The following is a 15,844-nucleotide window of genomic DNA, read 5'->3' on the forward strand; positions in this document are numbered from 1 at the left end:
CGATCCTACGAGATACCGGGCGCGGAATCTCGCTTGTGCTACGAGGTCGGGGCCGGGATCTTGGTGTCCATGAGCACAGTCAGCACCGCCGCGACCACCGCCGACGCAGCCCTGAAGCAGGCTGGGGACACCACCGCGCCCCTCCCCCGCCGTGCCGTCGACTGGCGCCTCCGCTTCGGGGCATTGTCCGCCATCTGGGGCTTCAGCTTCCTGCTCATCAAGGTGGGCACACACGGCTACGCGCCCTTCCAAGTCACGTTCGGGCGGCTGCTGTTCGGGACGGTGGTGCTCGCGGCGGCGATGGCGGTGAAGCGGGAGCGGCTGCCGAGGGGTACGCGCACGTGGGCCCATTTGACGGTCGCCGCGTTCCTTCTGAACGCCCTGCCGTTCTCGCTCTTCGCCTACGCGGAGCTGACGATCCCGTCCACGCTCGCGGGCATCTGCAACGCGACCTCGCCGTTGTGGGGCATGGTCCTCTCCCTGGTCGCCCTCTCCGAGGACCGCCCGACCCGCGTCCGCGTGGCCGGCCTGGGCCTCGGTTTCCTGGGCGTCCTCACGGTCCTCGGCGCGTGGCAGGGCTTCAGCGGCCTGGACGCGAGAGGCACGGCGATGGCCCTGCTGGCCTCGCTCAGTTACGCGATCGGCTGGATCTACGTCCGCCGCACACTGGCGGGCACCGGCGCCTCGCATCTCTCGCTGACGGGCGCCCAGTTGCTCCTGGCGACACTCCAACTGGCCGTCATCACCCCGCTGTTCACGTCGATGCCGACCCACTTCCCGGTCCTCCCCCTGCTGTCGATCGCCGCGCTGGGCGCTCTGGGCACGGGCCTCGCCGTCCTCCTCCAGTACGGCCTGGTCGCCGAAGTCGGGCCCACCACCGCCCAGATGGTCACGTACTTCATCCCCGTCATCGCCACGGCAGCGGGCGTCGCGATCCTGGGCGAGTCGTTGACGTGGTCGACTCCAGTGGGGGCGGTGATCGTGTTGGCGGGGGCGGGGCTTACACAGGTGCGGGGGCTGGGGCGGGGGAAGCGGTAGGCGTCGCTCGGCGGGTGAGGGGGGTGAGGCGGGTGAGGGGAACGCGGGAGCTGGCGCGGGGCGAGCGAGGGGCTGTACGCGACTCGGCCAGCAGCCCAACCGCCGCACACGCACCCCGCACCCACTCCACCCTCAACCCCCCTCAGGCATAACCCCGAACCGGCGCCGGACCACACGCGGAAGCAATCGCCTCCGCCAACAGCCCAGCCTCCTCAGTCGCCAGCGTCGAGACAGTGACGCGAATACCCGGTGGCGCGCTCAACCGGAAGCGGGCGCCAGGAGCCACGGCCCAGCCTGCGTGGAGGAGGCGGGAGACCGCGCCGGTTTCGTCCGGTACCGGGATCCATACGTTGAGGCCGCTGGTGCCGTGGGCCGGGACGCCGTGTTCGGCGAGCGCGGTGATCAGCGCGTCGCGGCGGGCGGCGTACGTGGAGGCCACCGCCGGTGTGTCCACCGCGCCGTCGGTCCACAGACGGGCCACGGCTCGCTGGGTGATGCGGCTGGCCCAGCCCGGGCCCAGGCGTTGGCGACCCCGGACACGGTCGAGGGTGACGGTGTCGCCGGTGAGGACGGCGAGGCGCAGGTCGGGGCCGTAGGCCTTGGCGACCGAGCGGACGAAGGCCCAGGTGCGGGTCGTGCCGGCCAGGGGGTGCAGGGGCTGGTCGACGATGCCGTGGCCGTGGTCGTCCTCGATCAGCAACGTCTCCGGGTGGCTGCGGAGCACGGACCGCAGGGCACGCGCGCGCGTGGCGCTCACGACGGCTCCGGTGGGATTCTGCGCCCGGTCGGTGACGATCAGGGCGCGCGCGCCGGACTCCAGCGCGGCGCGTACGTCGTCGGGGTGCGGTCCCTCGTCGTCGACGCGGACGGGCGTCACGCGCAGTCCCAGCGCCGGTACGAGGTCGAGCAGGCTGCCCCATCCCGGGTCCTCCACCGCGACGGTGTCCCCGGGCTTCAGGTGGGCGGTCAGGACGCGTTCGATGGCGTCCAGGGAGCCGGAGGTGACGGCCACGGGGCCGGGCGGCACCCCGTCCGCGTCCAGCTCTGCGCGGGCGATGCGGGCCAGTTCCGGTTCGACCGGGTCGTCGCCGTACATGACCGGTTCGCGGTCGGACTGTTCGGCGGCGTAGGTGAACACCTTGACCAGGGACGGCAGTTGTGCCGGGTCCGGGTTGCCGTGGGAGACGTCACGCACCCCCGCCGGTACGTCCACCCGGATGTGCTCGCGTCCGGTCGTGGCCGGCTTGGGGCGCACCCGGCTGCCCCGGCGCCCGGCGGTCTCGATGACCCCGCGTTCCCGCAGCGTGCGGTACGCGGCCGCGACCGTATTCGGGTTCACCCCCAGCTCGACCGCCAACTCCCGCATGGGCGGCAGCAGTTGACCGGGCTCCAGCTCTCCGGAACCCACCGCACGCTCGACGTCCGCCGCAATGTCCGCTGCGCGTCGCCCTTCGATCCGATATCCTCCTAGCACAAAGCAGATTATGCACTAGTGCAATACAAACGGCAACCGCAAAGCAATGGAGAGCACCATGCAGGGGACCACCTCGCAGCCGACGTCACCGCCCACCGCCTACACGCCGACCGACCGGACCGTCCCCACCCGCTCCGCGGAACGGGCGTCGTACGACAAGGAGTTGGTGCACGCGATACTCGACCAGGCCTACGTCTGCCACCTCGGCTTCGTGCGCGACGGCGCGCCGGTCGTGCTGCCGACGCTCTACGGGCGGGTCGGCGAGCGGCTGTACGTGCATGGTTCGACAGGCGCGCGTCCGCTGCGGATGACGGGGCAGGCCGATCCGGGGCTGCCGGTGTGCCTGACGGTGACGCATGTCGACGGGCTGGTGCTGGCCCGGTCCGCGTTCCACCACTCGATCAACTACCGCTCCGTGGTGGTGCACGGCATCGCCCACCAGGTGACGGACCCCGAGGAGAAGCGCACGGCGCTGGACGCGCTGGTCGACCACGTCGTGCCGGGCCGGTCGGCGGACTCGCGGCCCGCGAACAAGAAGGAACTCGCCGCCACGATGGTGATCCGCCTCGACCTCGACGAGGTCTCCGCCAAGCTCCGCACCGGCGGCGCGAACGACGACCCCGAGGACCTGGACCTCCCCCACTGGGCCGGAGTGGTCCCCCTCCAGCCCTCCTACGGCGCCCCGCTCCCGAACGACGACCTGGCCCCCGGCATCGAACTCCCCGACTACCTCGCGGAGTTCTGATGCTCATCCACCCCTGGGACGCACCCCACGACGACGCCGAGTGGCAACACTGGCTGACCACCCACGACTTCGGCCAGCTCGCCGTCAACGGCCCTTCCGGCGAACCCCCGTTCGTCCAGCCCCTCCACTTCGCCTACGACCCCGAGCGCGGCGAGGCGATCATCCATCTCGCCCGCCCCAACCCCCTGTTGCCCGCGCTGCGGGCGGACCCGCAGGTGGTCCTGAGCGTCACCGACGACTACGTCTACGTCCCGGGCCCCTGGCAGGCGGGCCCGGACGAGCGGCCCGAGGACGGCGTACCGACCAGCTTCTACACCGCGGTCCAACTCCGGTGCACCGCCCACCTGGTGGACGACCCCGCCGAGACAGCGACCCTGCTCAACCGCCAGGTCGGCCACTTCCAGCCCGAGGGCGGCTCCTCGACGGTCACGGCGGGCGAGGCGCCGTACGGAAGGATGTTGTCGGGGATCCGGGTCGTGCGGCTCGAAGTGACCGGCGTACGGGCGAAGTTCAAGTACGCGAACCATCGCGCGACCGAGGTCCAGGACCGCATCGTGGCGGGGCTCGCGGAGCGAGGTGGTCCTCGCGACGCGGTGGCTCGGGAGCATTTGCTGCGGCGGCGGCGCGCGGGCTGAGGAGCGCGGCTCCCTTCCGATCCCGAGAGGGCTTGTTCGTCGGGCGGCGGTGGGGAGACGCAGGTCACATTCGCTCGTGTCACAGGGAACCGGGCTGTCTCGTCTCGGGGGTGTAGCCACTGACGAACACAGCCCACGGAGGGCACCATGGACGCACGACTGAACTACCTCGCCAGCCCGATCGCCGGCAAGGCCGCCAAGCAGTTCATGGCGGTGGGCAGGACGCTCAAGGGGTCGCTGCTGCCCACCTTGACGCAGGAGTTGGCGGCGCTGCGGGTGAGCCAGATCAACGGCTGCGCCATCTGCATCGACATGCACACCAAGGAGGCCGTCGCCGCGGGCGAGACCTCGGTGCGGCTCAACCTGGTCGCGGCGTGGCGCGAGGCCACCGTCTTCACCGAGGCCGAGCGGGCCGCGCTGGAGCTGGCGGAGGAGGGCACCCGGGTCGCCGACGGAGCCGGCGGGGTGAGCGACGACGTATGGGCGCGCGCGGCCAAGCACTACGACGACGAGCAGCTCACCGCCCTGGTCATCCTGGTCTCCTTCATGAACTCGGTGAACCGGCTGAACATCATCACCCGGCAGCCGTGCGCCGGCGACTACGAGCCCGGGATCTTCGGCTGAACCACACCCGGATACTGGCAAGGACAGTCGGCTCGGGACACAACTCCGGTGCAACGAAGGGGATTCGGCGTGAGCAAGGTCGAGGAGTTCGAGGAACTGCGACCCCTGCTGTTCTCGATCGCCTATCGGATTCTGGGCAGTGTGGGCGAGGCCGAGGACGCGGTGCAGGAGACCTGGCTGCGGTTCGACGGCACGGCGACGCGGCCCACGTCGACCAAGTCCTTCCTGTCGGCCACGGTGACGCGGATCGCGATCGATGTGCTGCGTTCCGCCCGGGTACGGCGGGAGGAGTACGTCGGTCCCTGGTTCCCCGAACCGCTGCTGAGCGACCCCTACCAGGATCCGGCGCGGTCGGTGGAGCTGGCCGACTCGGTGTCGATGGCGGCCCTTCTGCTGCTGGAGCAGCTCAGCCCGCTGGAGCGGGCGGTGTTCGTGCTGCGGGAGGTGTTCGCCTTCGGCTTCGACGAGATCGCCACGACCGTGGGGCGTTCGGAGTCGGCGTGCCGGCAGTTGCTGGTACGGGCACGGCGGCACATGGCGGACCGGCGTCCCCGGTTCGCCGCGGACCGGCAGGAGCGGGAGGAGCTGGCGACCCGGTTCTTCGACGCGCTGAAGGACGGCGACGTGGGCGGACTGCGTGAACTGCTCGCCGCCGACGTGCAGTTCGTCGGTGACGGCGGCGGGAAGGCCCCGCAGCTGGCCAAGGCCGTCGCCGGGGCGGAGAACGTGGCCCGGGTGCTGGGCACGGTCTTCCCGTGGCTGATCCGCATCGACGTGTCGTACGAACCGCACGAGGTCAACGGGCAGCCCGGCGCGCTCTTCCGCGACCGCGACGGAAAGGTCCTCCACACGCTGGCCCTCGACGTCCTCGACGGCCGGATCCAGACCATCCGCGCGGTGATCAACCCCGACAAGCTCGGCCACATCGGCCCGGTCGCCGACGCGTGGGCCGTCGACCGCGAGCTGCGACATGCCCGTCGCCGGCCGAGCTGACGGCGGGCCGGTGGCGGAGGGCGGCGGGTCTGCGGGTGGCCTGGTGTGGGGGGAGCTGAAAGCTGGGGGTAAAACTAACCACTGTCCACCTCGGTGACCGGTTAGAAATAACCCCAGCCTGCGGAGGGGGTGGGCGCGGCGAGCGGGTGGCGGGACGGCGGGACGAGCTGCCGTACGGCGCTCAGGCCGTCGTCTCCCGCGTGGCGGGCTCGCGGTCCGGGCCGCCGCTCGCCACCGGTTCCCCGGAGCCCTTCGTGGGCGCCGAGGACTGCGCGATGAAGGCGCCCAGCAGGACCACCGCTCCCCCGACGATCTGCGGTGCGGAGAGGTGTTCGCCGAGCAGCACCCAGGCCAGGACGGTCGCGATGACCGCTTCGAGGCAGGCGACGACGCCCGCGACCTGCGGGGAGAGTCGGCGCACGGACACGACTCCGGTGACGTAGGCGAGGACCGTGGCGATCAGGACGATCCAGGCGAGCAGGAGGGCGGCCGGGACGGGGGTGCCGTTCATGTGGGCGTCGCCCTTGAGGATCGACCAGTCCATGGTCCAGGGGCGGGCCACGGCGGTGAGGACGAGGGCGCCGACGAGCAGGCCGTAGGCGATCACGCCGAGCGGGTCGGGGGCCTCGTCGCCGGCGTCGCTGCCCTGGTCGGACAGGACGAAGTAGCCGACCTGGCAGCAGGCGGCGGCGAGCGCGAGCAGCAGTCCCACGGCGTCGAAGCTCAGGCCCGACCACACCTCGACGACACAGGCGAGTCCGCCGGCCGCGAGGACCACGCCGAGCGCGGCGGCACGGGTGACCGGCCGCCGCTGCACGAACCGGACCCAGCCGAGGACGAGGGCGGGTGCGAGGTACTCCACGAGCAGGGCGACGCCGACGGGTATGCGGGAGATCGCGGCGAAGTAGCAGGCCTGGACCCCGGCCACGGCGAGCAGCCCGAACCCGAGGAGCAGCGCGGGGCGGCTGCGGACGAGCGCGCGGTGCCGTACGGCGAGGGGCAGCATCACGAGGGCCGCGCCGGCCACCCGCAGCCACACCACGTGCAGCGGGTCGAGCCCCGACTCGATCAACGGTTTCGCCGCGACCCCGGACCCGCCGAAGGCCAACGCGGACCCGAGCGCCAGGCCCAGCCCGACACCCTTGCCTCCTCCGACCGCACTGCTCTCAGACGTATGCACGGCCACATGATGGCAGGGGATGTCAGGAGCGTCACCCCCGTTGACGCCTGTCTCAGGGCGTGGACGGAGAGGCGGCGCCGAGGGCCGGGCCCGGCAGGCCCGGCTTCAGCCGACCGACCGGCACCCCGCCCGCCTCAACAACCCTGCCCGCCTCAAGAACCCGTCTCGCCGCCCACGACGTACTCCCCTAAGCGGCTCTCGATCCAGACCAGCACCTCGGGGGACTCGATGCCGGCGCGGTGGAGGACTTCCACGGCGCGGGACTCGGGGTCCGCGACGATCGCGGCGAGGAGGTCGACGCCGCAGGCCAGGGCGTCACCGCGGAGGACGGCGCGCTCGCAGGCGTATTCCAGGGCGTCGGCGGCGAGGGGCGACCAGCCTTCCGCCGCGGGGATCACGGGGATCGCGCCGGAGTCCTCGACCGTGCCCTGCCAGCGGAGGCCGTAGCCGATGCTGCGTTGGACGAGGTAGCCGAGGAGGCGGGCGATCTGCGGGCCGTCGCCGAAGACGGCGCGTGCCTCGGGGTCGGACTCCAGGAGGCTGTGCAGCAGGTGGGCCGTGTCGATCTGGCGGTCCCCGTCCCGCAGGGCCCGGCGGCGCGCACCGGCGACCACCGCTGCCAGCTCTGCGCTGAGCCTGGCATCGGTGTCGGCGCGGTGGATTCCTTGCTCGCGGGCCGACTGCCTGGGGATACGGGGTTGCACACTCTTACCCCATCAGTCCCCCGCATTGAGGGCATCCCCGGAGGGTTGCATTTCGGCGTCCCACACAGAGTGGACCCGGGGCGACGGAATCTCCTCCTTACGGATGAGATCACGCGCCGCGCCCCTGAGAGGCGCGCGCCCGACCGCCGCGCGCCCCGTGCGCAACCGCGCTGCACCCGGCGTACGTCTTTCGCGAACGTGGAGAGCAGGTGCTGGCTGGTGGCATTGCCGGCGGTCGACGGCAGGCAGTACGTGTACCGGGTGTACGCCCCGGAGGACGCGCTGCTCGCCGACCTGTTCTGGGACGCGTGGCACTGCCACGACGAGAGTGCCCACCCGCGCGCCTGGGACCTGTTCGACGCGGCCGTCATACGGCGGGTGAGCTGAAGCGCGCAACTCGGCCCCCGTACACAATTCCTGACGGTTCATCAGTATTGAATGTTGCGCGCCCTGCGGCTACGTTCCGCGACACGGTAGCCCGATACGAAGAGGTGGTCGCATGGCCGAAATCAGCGCGGAGGCACGCATCGAGGCTCCGGCCGAGAAGGTGTGGGCTCAGCTCACGGACTGGCCCGCGTACGGCGAGTGGAACGCGACGCACACCAACTTCCCCAAGGGCGGCCCGGAGACCCTCGCGGTGGGCGGGACCTTCCAGGAGAACATGAAGCTGATGGGCTTCCCTGCCGAGGTCGAGTGGACCATCGAGGAGGTCGAACCGGCCCGGGTGTTCGCCATCCGCGGCAAGGGCCCGATGGCCGTGAACGTCGCCACGCGCTACACGCTCACGCCCGACGGCGACGCCACGACGGTCCGGATCGACGGTGAGTTCACGGGTGCGGCGGTGTCGTTGATGGCGGGCAAGCTGAAGGACTCGGGGACGGCTGCCCTGAACGAGTCACTGCGCAAACTGGCCGGGCTGGTGGCCTGAGGAACGCGCCGGGGCACCGCAGGAACGGGAACGCACAGAGGGAAGGCGCCCCACGGAAGTTCCGTGAGGCGCCTTGGCCTGCCACCTCTTCCGACCCGGAGGACATCAGTCCTCGTCGGCCAGAATCAGGTACAGCTTCTTGCGGGCGTCGTTGATGACGGTCAGCGCCTTCTCGCGCTGCTCCTTGCTGCCGGTCTTCCAGACCTGACCGAAGGCCTCCATCAGACCGAAGCCGGCCTGGCGGATCTCGCTGAGGGCCTCCCAGTCGACACCGCGGGAAGCCTCTTCCCAGGGTGCGTCCGGCCCCTCTTCGGCCGCGGTACGGCCGGCCTCGGTGAGGGCGAAGAGCTTCTTGCCGCCCTCCGACTCACTGGCGATCAGGCCCTCGTCCTCCAGCAGCTGCAAGGTCGGGTAGACCGAGCCGGGGCTCGGCTTCCACGCGCCGCCGCTGCGCTCGGCGATCTCCTGGATCATCTCGTAGCCGTGCATCGGCCGGTCCTTGAGGAGGGCCAGGATCGACGCGCGTACGTCGCCGCGCCGCGCCCTGCCGCCCCTCGGGCCGCCGCGCCCTCGTCCGCCCCAGGGGCCGGGACCGAAGCCCGGTCCGAATCCGGGGCCACCGGGCCCACCAGGTCCACCGGGCCCGAAGGGACCAAAGGCCCCACGCCGCCCGTCAGGGCCACCCCGGCCGCGCCGGGAGGGGCCGTCCTGTCCATGTCCACGCTCGTATCCGTGGGTACGCATCGCAATCACTCCATTCCATCGTTGATCTGTCGCGATGCGTCAACGATATATCGGAACTGTTCGGCTGGCAAGCCCCCTTCGAGATGACTGTCTGTCCCGTCCCACTCAATCGAGTCGTTTCTCAACGAACCGAGTCGTTCGGGCTTCTGTCTCAGCGAACCCAGTCGCGCGGTTGAGTGTGCTCGGGGTGCTGGATGGGGCCCGGTGAAGCCGACCCGGAATCACGGTGGAGTCCGTTCCCCCCTACTACCGCTGCCGAGCCTGAGTACAGTCGGGTCGTGAGGTGGCCCAGATGCGGGGTCACACGGTGAGGGCGCCGCCGACGAAGGTACGTTCCGGCGGTGACGCCACGAGTTCGACCATGGTGCCGGCGCGGAGGTCATCGCCGACGACGCGCGTGATCGCGTCGGTGAGCGCGGCGCCGAGGCGCGCGGTGACCTGGGCGGCGTCGGGGCGGTCGAAGACGCCAGCGCGGACGCCCAAGATCACCGAGGCGTTTGTGTCCACGGCCTTGCCACCCTGCGCGAAACGGCCTGCGGGGACTCCGGCCAGGCGGACGCTGACGAGGTCGCGGGCCCATTCGCCATAGACGTCGACGACAGCGTCGGTCAGTGCGGCGACAAGCGTGGGTTCGTTCCCGGTCAGCCTGTTCTCTGGAAGGTGGACGGTCAGATGCGGCATAGTGGACCTCGTTCCCTTTGAATCCAAAGCCTTTGCTCTTAAAGGTATCTGGAAGAGGTCGCTGATGTCCACGGAATCGGACGGTCCAGCCGTCAATGAGGCCGTCCGCACCCTGCTGTTGCTCATGCCACGGCTCGTGGGCCGCGCCAAGCGTCTGCCCATACCTCCAGCGCTCCAGGGGCTGGACCTGGCACCGCGACACCTCGCGCTGCTGGCCCACCTGGAGTACGACGGCCCCACCAGCATCAACGAGCTGGCCGCTCGGCTGGAGGTGGCCCCGACGACCGTCAGCCTCATGGTCAGCGAGCTGTCACGGCCGGGCGTCCTGCAACGCACTGCCGATCCCGCCGACCGCCGCCGCCGCATCATCGCCATCGCCCCCGCCTACGCCGCGCCGATCGGCGAATGGCTCTCTGGCAGCGCCTCTGCCTGGGAACGCGTCATGCGCGGTCTCGACCCCGCGGAACGCGCCACAGTCATCACCGCCCTGCACGCCTACGAGGCCGCCTTGGAGCAGGCGGGCGACCAGCATCGGAACACGCAGTTGCGTTAGCGGGCCGAGGTTTGCCTCGACGAACCAAGTCTCCGCGTCCCACCCACTCCAGTCCACGCAGGTCAGCGCAAGGGTGGACGACTAACTTCGTTGAGACAGGACGGCTGTCCTGTGACATCCGATCGAGGCAGCTGGCATCCGATCGAGGCAGCGTGCGCGGGTCAGCCGTCCAAGCGGCGCTTGGCGAGCCAGGTGACGATCTCGGGGTCGTGGTGGTCGAAGAACAGGGAGCTGCCCGTGTCGAGCGTGGCGATCCGGGCCATCTGCTCGTCGGTGAGCCGGAAGTCGAAGACGTCGAAGTTCTCCGCCATGCGCTCGGCGCGCACGGACTTGGGGATGACGACGACGCCGCGCTGGGTGAGCCAGCGCAGTACGACCTGGGCGACGGACTTGCCGTACTCCTCGCCGATCCCGGTGAGCAACGGGTTGGTGAACAGGTCGTTCCTGCCCTCGGCGAAGCCGCCCCACGACTGGATCCGCACCCCGTGCTCGCGCATGAGGTCCTGGTAGTCGGCGCGCTGGAAGAAGGGATGCGTCTCGATCTGGTTGACCTGCGGGGTGATCTCGTTGTTGACGATCAGGTCGATCAGCCGGTCGGGATAGAAGTTGGCGACCCCGACCGCCCTGGCCACGCCCTCGCGGTTGAGCGCCTCCATGGCTCGCCACTGTCCGTAGACGTCGCCGAAGGGCTGGTGCATCAGGTACAGGTCGAGATGGTCCAGGCCCAGCTTGGTCAACGACGTCTCGAAGGCGCGGCGGGTGTTGTCCTCGGCGGGGGCGTCCTGGACCCACAGCTTGGTGGTGACGAACAGGTCCTCGCGGGCGATGCCGCTGGACTTGATGGCACGGCCTACGGCTTCTTCGTTGCCGTAGGCGGCGGCGGTGTCCAACAGGCGGTAGCCGGCGGCGAGCGCGTCGGAGACGGCGCGTTCGGTGTCCTCGGCGGGGATCTGATAGACGCCGAACCCGAGGAGCGGCATCTCGACGCCGTTGTTGAGGGTGACGGTCTGCATGAGCGGGATGTCCTTCACTGTGCGGTGGGAGCGCCTGGTCAGGGGCGGATGAGGGCCTTGAGGACCTGGCGGTCGGCCATGGCCCGGTAGGCGTCCGGTGTGCGGTCGAGGGGGAAGGTCCGGTCGAAGACGCGGCCGGGGGTGATGGTGCCGTCCAGGACGTCGGGCAGCAGTTCCGGGATGTAGGCGCGGGCCGGACTGGCGCCGCCGGTCAGGGTGAGGTTGCGCATGAACCCGGCCGGGCCGAGCGGTCCCTGCTCGTACTGGGGGACGCCCAGGCGGCTGATGGTGCCGCCGTCCAGGACCGCGCCGAGCGCGGTGTCGAGGGCCTGGCGGGTGCCGACGGCCTCAATGACCTTGTCGACGCCGCCGGTCAGCTCGCGGATGCGGGCGATGCCTTCGTCGCCGCGTTCGGCGACGACGTCGGTGGCGCCGAAGGCGCGGCCCAGGTCGGTGCGCGCGTCGTGGCGGCCGGCGAGCACGATCCGTTCGGCGCCGAGCCGCTTGGCGGCGATCACCGCGCACAGGCCGACCGCGCCGTCCCCGACGACCAGCACCGCGTCCCCGTGGGTGACGCCGGCGGTGACGGCCCCGTGGTGGCCGGTGGTCATCACGTCGGAGAGCGCCAACAGGGACGGCAGCAGCGCGGAGTCGGCGGCCACCGGCAGCTTGACCAGAGTGCCGGTGGCGCAGGGGACGCGGACGGCTTCGCCCTGGCCGCCGTCGACGCCGTGGAAGCCGTAGCGGCCGCCGTTGCGGCAGGAGATGTGCAGGCCCTTGGCGCAGTAGTCGCAGGTGTTGTCGCTGTAGGTGAACGGGGCTACGACGACGTCACCCGGCGTCAGCCCGGTGACGTCGGCGCCGGTCTCCTCCACGACGCCGAGGAACTCGTGGCCCATGGGGCGGCCGGTGCCGGTGGCGGGCATGGAGGCGTAGGGCCAGAGATCGCTGCCGCACACGCACGCGGCCAGCGTGCGCACCACGGCGTCGGTCGGACGGACGATCTTCGGGTCGGGCCGGTTCTCGACGCGGACGTCGCCGGCTCCGTACATCACTGCTGCACGCATGAGGAGTGCTGCTCCAAACAGGGGGTGTGCCGAGGGTGGTACGGGTGATCAGCGTTCGAGCATCCGCGCCTGGGCCTCGGTGTGGGTGTCGCCGGCGGCGGGCGGCAGGCTGCTGAGCTTGTGGAGCTGCTCGGCGGTCAGGGTGACCGCGTCGGCGGCGGTGTTCTCCTCGACCCGGCCGACGCGCTTGGTGCCGGGGATCGGGGCGATGTCGTCGCCCTGGGCGAGCAGCCAGGCCAGCGCGACCTGCGCGGGCGTGGCGCCGACCTCGGCGGCCAGGGCCTTGACCTCGTCGGCGAGCGCCAGGTTGCGCCGGAAGTTCTCGCCGGTGAAACGGGGGTTGTCGCGGCGGAAGTCGCCCTCGTCGAACTGGTCGGTGGAGCGGACGGTGCCGGTCAGGAAGCCGCGGCCGAGCGGGGAGAACGGCACCAGCCCGATGTTCAGCTCGCGCAGGACGGGCAGGACGCGCTCCTCGACGCCACGGGTCCACAGCGAGTACTCCGACTGCACCGCGGTCACCGGCTGCACGGCGTGGGCGCGGCGGATCGTGTCCGGGCCGGCCTCCGAGAGGCCGAAGGCACGCACCTTGCCCTCGGCGATCAGCTCGCCCACGGCGCCGGCGGTCTCCTCGATCGGGGTGTTCGGATCGACGCGGTGCTGGTAGTACAGGTCGATGTGGTCGGTGCCCAGCCGCTTGAGGGAGCCCTCGACCGCCGTGCGGATGTTGGCCGGGCCGGAGTCCAGGTTCCACGCGCCCTCACCGGCGTGCGAGACCAGGCCGAACTTGGTGGCCAGCACCACCTTGTCCCGGTGGCCCTTCAGTGCCCGCCCGAGCAGCTCCTCGTTGGTGTAGGGGCCGTAGATCTCGGCGGTGTCGATGAGCGTGACGCCCAGCTCCAGCGCCCGGTGCACGGTCCTGATCGACTCCGCGTCGTCGGTGCCCGAGCCGGTATAGCCGTGGGACATGCCCATCGCACCCAGCCCGATCCGGGAAACCTCCAGGTCACGCAACTTGATGTACCGCATCTCGCCTTCTCAGGTCGGTGGTGTTGCCCGTCCCCTCACTCTCGCCCGGCCCGGCAGGTCGTGCCGGTCGGAGCCTGGACGACGGTGGTGAGGGGGCCGGCGTCTTTTCCTCGTCAACCTTCGCCCGGAGTGCTCCGGTGTGGCAGGGCGAGCTCTTCAGGGGTAATGACAGAGCCCCCCTCCCGTCTGCGGAGCGGGTGCCCGTCGGGTGAGACTGGAGCCATGGCATCCCAGAGCGCGCACAGCGAGGGCGCCGAGCTGGGCCGCTACCTGCGCGCCCGCCGCACCCAGACCCGCCCCGAACAGGTCGGCCTCACCGTCGGCGCCGGCACCCGCCGCACCCCCGGCCTGCGCCGCGAGGAACTGGCCACCCTCGCCGGCATCAGCATCGACTACTACGTACGGCTGGAACGCGGCAAGGAGACCCGCCCCAGCCCCGCCGTCCTCGACTCCCTCGCCCGCGCCCTGCACATGGACGACCAGGAACACCAGCACCTGCGCGAACTCGCCGCCCGCGCCGCCCGTTACGTCTCCGGCCCCCCGCCCGCGCCCAGCCGCACCGTGCGCCCCCACCTCAAGCTGCTCCTGGAGTCGCTGCGGCCGAACCCGGCCTACGTCATCAGCCGCAGCATGGACGTGCTCGCCTGGAACCCCGGCGGCCTCGCCCTGTACGCGGGCCTCGACGACTGGCCGGTCAAACAGCGCAACCTCGCCCGCTATATCTTCCTGCACCCCGCGGCCCGCGACCTCTTCACCGACTGGGAACGGCAGATCACCGCATGCGTCGCCCGCCTGCGCGCCATCGCCGGCACCGCTCCCGACGCCCCCGACCTCACCAACCTCGTCGGCGAACTCCTCCTCAAGAGCCCCGACTTCGCGGGCCTGTGGGAACGCTACGAAGTGACCGGGCGCAAGCCCGCCCACAAGACCTTCCAGCACCCACAAGTCGGAACGGTCACCCTCACCTCGCAGTCGCTGCACATCGAAGGCACCCCCGGCCAGCGCATCGGCGTCTACACCGCCGAACCCGGCAGCCCCGACCACGACGCCCTGCTCCTGCTCGACATGACCGCGCGGCGGTGGCCGCAGGTCGAGCGCGCCGACGGCGCATGACAGGCCCCTGCCCCGTGATCGATGATGTCGCGAAGGAGTACCTGCACGGCGACCTCCGCGGCATACGCGAGGCGCTGCTCCGGAAGCTCGACGGGCCCGGCGAGCACGTGCCCTGGTGGCCACGCCCCGACGTGAAGCTGTGCGACACCTCCCCTAGAGTCACCGGCGTGACCGAGCCCCCGCACTCCTACCTCGCCGCGATCCGGGAGTCGTACGACACCGTCGCCGCCGACTACGTCCAACTGGTCAAGGAGCCGGGCGAGTTGGACCCGTTGTCACGCGCGATGCTGGGCGCGTTCGCCGAGGACGTGGGCGGGGGCGGGCCGGTGGCGGACATGGGGTGCGGGCCCGGGAAGGTCACGGCGTATCTGGCGGGGCTCGGGGTGGAGGTCTTCGGTATCGACATCTCCCCGCGGATGGTCGAACTGGCCCGCCGCGCCTACCCGGACCTGACCTTCACCGTGGGCTCGATGACCCAACCGCCGGTCGGGGACGGCGAGTTGGGCGGCGTCCTCGCCTACTACTCCACGCACCACACGCCGCCCGACCAACTGCCCCTGGTCTTCGCCGAGTTCCACCGCACGCTCGCGCCCGGCGGCCGGCTGATGCTGGCCGGCCATGTCGGGGACGATCAACTCCGGCGCCCGACACAGGCGTACGGCGGTCATCCCGTGTCCTACGAGTCCCATCTGATCCCACCGGACCGGATCGCCGGACTGCTGACCCGGGCCGGGTTCACGCTCACCGCCCGGCTGATCCAGGAGCCCGCCGAAGGCTCGCAACGGACCTACGCCACCTTCCTGGCGCGGAAACCGGACCCGGACCGGCCTGCGGCGTCGTAGCCCGCTCGTCACGCCCGGCGGCGCCTGACGCTCCAGTCGAAGCCGCCCCGGCACACCGTGGTGCCCGTCGCGTCGGTGATCTCGGCGTGGGTGGAGAAGCGGGCCCGGTCGGTCGCGCCCGACAGCAGGGGCCGTAGCGCGTCGCGGGCCTCGGTGTCGAGGTGGCAGACGGCGCGCAGGTGGCCGCGGGCCGGAGCGAGGAACTCCAGGGACGCGGAGGCGCCGAGCGGCACGATCCCGTCGAAGTCCCCCCGGGTCTCGCTCGCCGCGATGATCGCGCCCAGGCCCGCCGCGTCGAGCAGGGCGACGAGACCGCTGGAGTGGAGGGAACCGATGACGTTCGTCAGCGACTCCGGGACCTCCGCGGTGATCTCGGCCTCGCCGTCGGCGGCCCGCAACACCTGGATGCCGGCGGTGCGATGGGCCGGGATGGGCTCCAGCAGGGTGCGGGCCAGTTCCGTCACGTCCATGGGCGGAGCCTCGC

General features: G+C 71.1%; 19 protein-coding genes. 10 read left to right on the top strand and 9 right to left on the bottom strand.

Features of this window, described 5'->3' with window-relative positions:
• Positions 1-69 precede the first annotated feature (69 nt).
• A complete protein-coding gene (locus tag ACIBK4_RS26375) occupies positions 70-1,038 on the top strand; it encodes a DMT family transporter (RefSeq protein ID WP_398998140.1) in 969 nt (322 codons plus the stop codon).
• Positions 1,039-1,180: 142 nt separating this feature from the next.
• On the opposite strand, the gene ACIBK4_RS26380 is transcribed toward ACIBK4_RS26375, so the two are convergent.
• Positions 1,181-2,512, bottom strand: coding sequence for an aminotransferase class I/II-fold pyridoxal phosphate-dependent enzyme (locus ACIBK4_RS26380; protein ID WP_398998142.1), 1,332 nt, complete (start codon positions 2,510-2,512; stop codon positions 1,181-1,183).
• A gap of 58 nt (positions 2,513-2,570) precedes the next feature.
• Here ACIBK4_RS26380 and ACIBK4_RS26385 point away from each other — a divergent pair, with 58 nt between their 5' ends.
• From ACIBK4_RS26385 to ACIBK4_RS26400, 4 genes are all read left to right on the top strand, one after another.
• Positions 2,571-3,257 (top strand): pyridoxamine 5'-phosphate oxidase family protein, encoded by a 687-nt coding sequence (locus ACIBK4_RS26385; protein ID WP_398998144.1) that lies wholly within the window; start codon positions 2,571-2,573, stop codon positions 3,255-3,257.
• On the top strand, positions 3,257-3,892 hold the full coding sequence (locus tag ACIBK4_RS26390) for an FMN-binding negative transcriptional regulator (protein ID WP_398998146.1): 636 nt from the start codon (positions 3,257-3,259) through the stop codon (positions 3,890-3,892). Before ACIBK4_RS26385 ends, ACIBK4_RS26390 begins: the two co-directional genes overlap by 1 nt.
• 147 nt (positions 3,893-4,039) lie before the next feature.
• On the top strand, positions 4,040-4,516 hold the full coding sequence (locus ACIBK4_RS26395; RefSeq protein WP_398998148.1) for a carboxymuconolactone decarboxylase family protein: 477 nt from the start codon (positions 4,040-4,042) through the stop codon (positions 4,514-4,516).
• Between the two features lie 69 nt (positions 4,517-4,585).
• Positions 4,586-5,509 carry an RNA polymerase sigma-70 factor gene (locus ACIBK4_RS26400; protein WP_398998150.1) on the top strand — a complete coding sequence of 308 codons (924 nt, stop codon included), beginning with the start codon at positions 4,586-4,588 and terminating at the stop codon, positions 5,507-5,509.
• A 181-nt stretch (positions 5,510-5,690) separates the two neighbouring features.
• Here ACIBK4_RS26400 and ACIBK4_RS26405 read toward each other — a convergent pair whose 3' ends face one another.
• On the bottom strand, positions 5,691-6,695 hold the full coding sequence (locus ACIBK4_RS26405; RefSeq protein ID WP_398998152.1) for an EamA family transporter: 1,005 nt from the start codon (positions 6,693-6,695) through the stop codon (positions 5,691-5,693).
• A gap of 146 nt (positions 6,696-6,841) precedes the next feature.
• Entirely contained in the window at positions 6,842-7,393 is a 552-nt protein-coding gene (locus tag ACIBK4_RS26410; protein ID WP_398998154.1) for a Clp protease N-terminal domain-containing protein, read from the bottom strand.
• 219 nt (positions 7,394-7,612) lie between these two features.
• Here ACIBK4_RS26410 and ACIBK4_RS26415 point away from each other — a divergent pair, with 219 nt between their 5' ends.
• Together ACIBK4_RS26415 and ACIBK4_RS26420 are read left to right on the top strand one after the other, a co-directional pair.
• The gene (locus tag ACIBK4_RS26415) at positions 7,613-7,780 is read left to right on the top strand and encodes a hypothetical protein (RefSeq protein ID WP_106971117.1); all 168 of its coding nucleotides are present in this window, start codon (positions 7,613-7,615) and stop codon (positions 7,778-7,780) included.
• A 112-nt stretch (positions 7,781-7,892) separates the two neighbouring features.
• Positions 7,893-8,321 (top strand): SRPBCC family protein, encoded by a 429-nt coding sequence (locus ACIBK4_RS26420; protein WP_398998157.1) that lies wholly within the window; start codon positions 7,893-7,895, stop codon positions 8,319-8,321.
• 105 nt (positions 8,322-8,426) lie between these two features.
• On the opposite strand, the gene ACIBK4_RS26425 is transcribed toward ACIBK4_RS26420, so the two are convergent.
• Entirely contained in the window at positions 8,427-9,065 is a 639-nt protein-coding gene (locus ACIBK4_RS26425) for a PadR family transcriptional regulator (protein WP_078652573.1), read from the bottom strand.
• Between the two features lie 300 nt (positions 9,066-9,365).
• Complete coding sequence (locus ACIBK4_RS26430; RefSeq protein WP_398998159.1) at positions 9,366-9,746, bottom strand: 4-oxalocrotonate tautomerase family protein; 381 nt, start codon at positions 9,744-9,746, stop codon at positions 9,366-9,368.
• Positions 9,747-9,810: 64 nt separating this feature from the next.
• Here ACIBK4_RS26430 and ACIBK4_RS26435 point away from each other — a divergent pair, with 64 nt between their 5' ends.
• Complete coding sequence (locus tag ACIBK4_RS26435) at positions 9,811-10,299, top strand: MarR family winged helix-turn-helix transcriptional regulator (protein ID WP_398998161.1); 489 nt, start codon at positions 9,811-9,813, stop codon at positions 10,297-10,299.
• Between the two features lie 161 nt (positions 10,300-10,460).
• On the opposite strand, the gene ACIBK4_RS26440 is transcribed toward ACIBK4_RS26435, so the two are convergent.
• The 3 genes from ACIBK4_RS26440 to ACIBK4_RS26450 are packed head-to-tail and all read right to left on the bottom strand — an operon-like array spanning position 10,461 to position 13,405.
• The gene (locus tag ACIBK4_RS26440; RefSeq protein ID WP_398998163.1) at positions 10,461-11,312 is read right to left on the bottom strand and encodes an aldo/keto reductase; all 852 of its coding nucleotides are present in this window, start codon (positions 11,310-11,312) and stop codon (positions 10,461-10,463) included.
• 38 nt (positions 11,313-11,350) lie between these two features.
• A complete protein-coding gene (locus ACIBK4_RS26445) occupies positions 11,351-12,379 on the bottom strand; it encodes a zinc-binding dehydrogenase (RefSeq protein WP_398998165.1) in 1,029 nt (342 codons plus the stop codon).
• Between the two features lie 48 nt (positions 12,380-12,427).
• The gene (locus tag ACIBK4_RS26450) at positions 12,428-13,405 is read right to left on the bottom strand and encodes an aldo/keto reductase (RefSeq protein ID WP_398998168.1); all 978 of its coding nucleotides are present in this window, start codon (positions 13,403-13,405) and stop codon (positions 12,428-12,430) included.
• A gap of 222 nt (positions 13,406-13,627) precedes the next feature.
• Here ACIBK4_RS26450 and ACIBK4_RS26455 point away from each other — a divergent pair, with 222 nt between their 5' ends.
• Positions 13,628-14,518 (top strand): helix-turn-helix transcriptional regulator, encoded by an 891-nt coding sequence (locus ACIBK4_RS26455; RefSeq protein WP_398998170.1) that lies wholly within the window; start codon positions 13,628-13,630, stop codon positions 14,516-14,518.
• A gap of 167 nt (positions 14,519-14,685) precedes the next feature.
• Positions 14,686-15,360: a methyltransferase domain-containing protein gene (locus ACIBK4_RS26460; protein ID WP_398998293.1), complete on the top strand. Its 675-nt coding sequence runs from the start codon at positions 14,686-14,688 to the stop codon at positions 15,358-15,360.
• An 8-nt stretch (positions 15,361-15,368) separates the two neighbouring features.
• Here ACIBK4_RS26460 and ACIBK4_RS26465 read toward each other — a convergent pair whose 3' ends face one another.
• On the bottom strand, positions 15,369-15,830 hold the full coding sequence (locus ACIBK4_RS26465; RefSeq protein WP_398998172.1) for a PaaI family thioesterase: 462 nt from the start codon (positions 15,828-15,830) through the stop codon (positions 15,369-15,371).
• Positions 15,831-15,844 lie beyond the last annotated feature (14 nt).

The organism is Streptomyces sp. NPDC050528 (genome assembly GCF_044457795.1).
Lineage (GTDB): Bacteria > Actinomycetota > Actinomycetes > Streptomycetales > Streptomycetaceae > Streptomyces.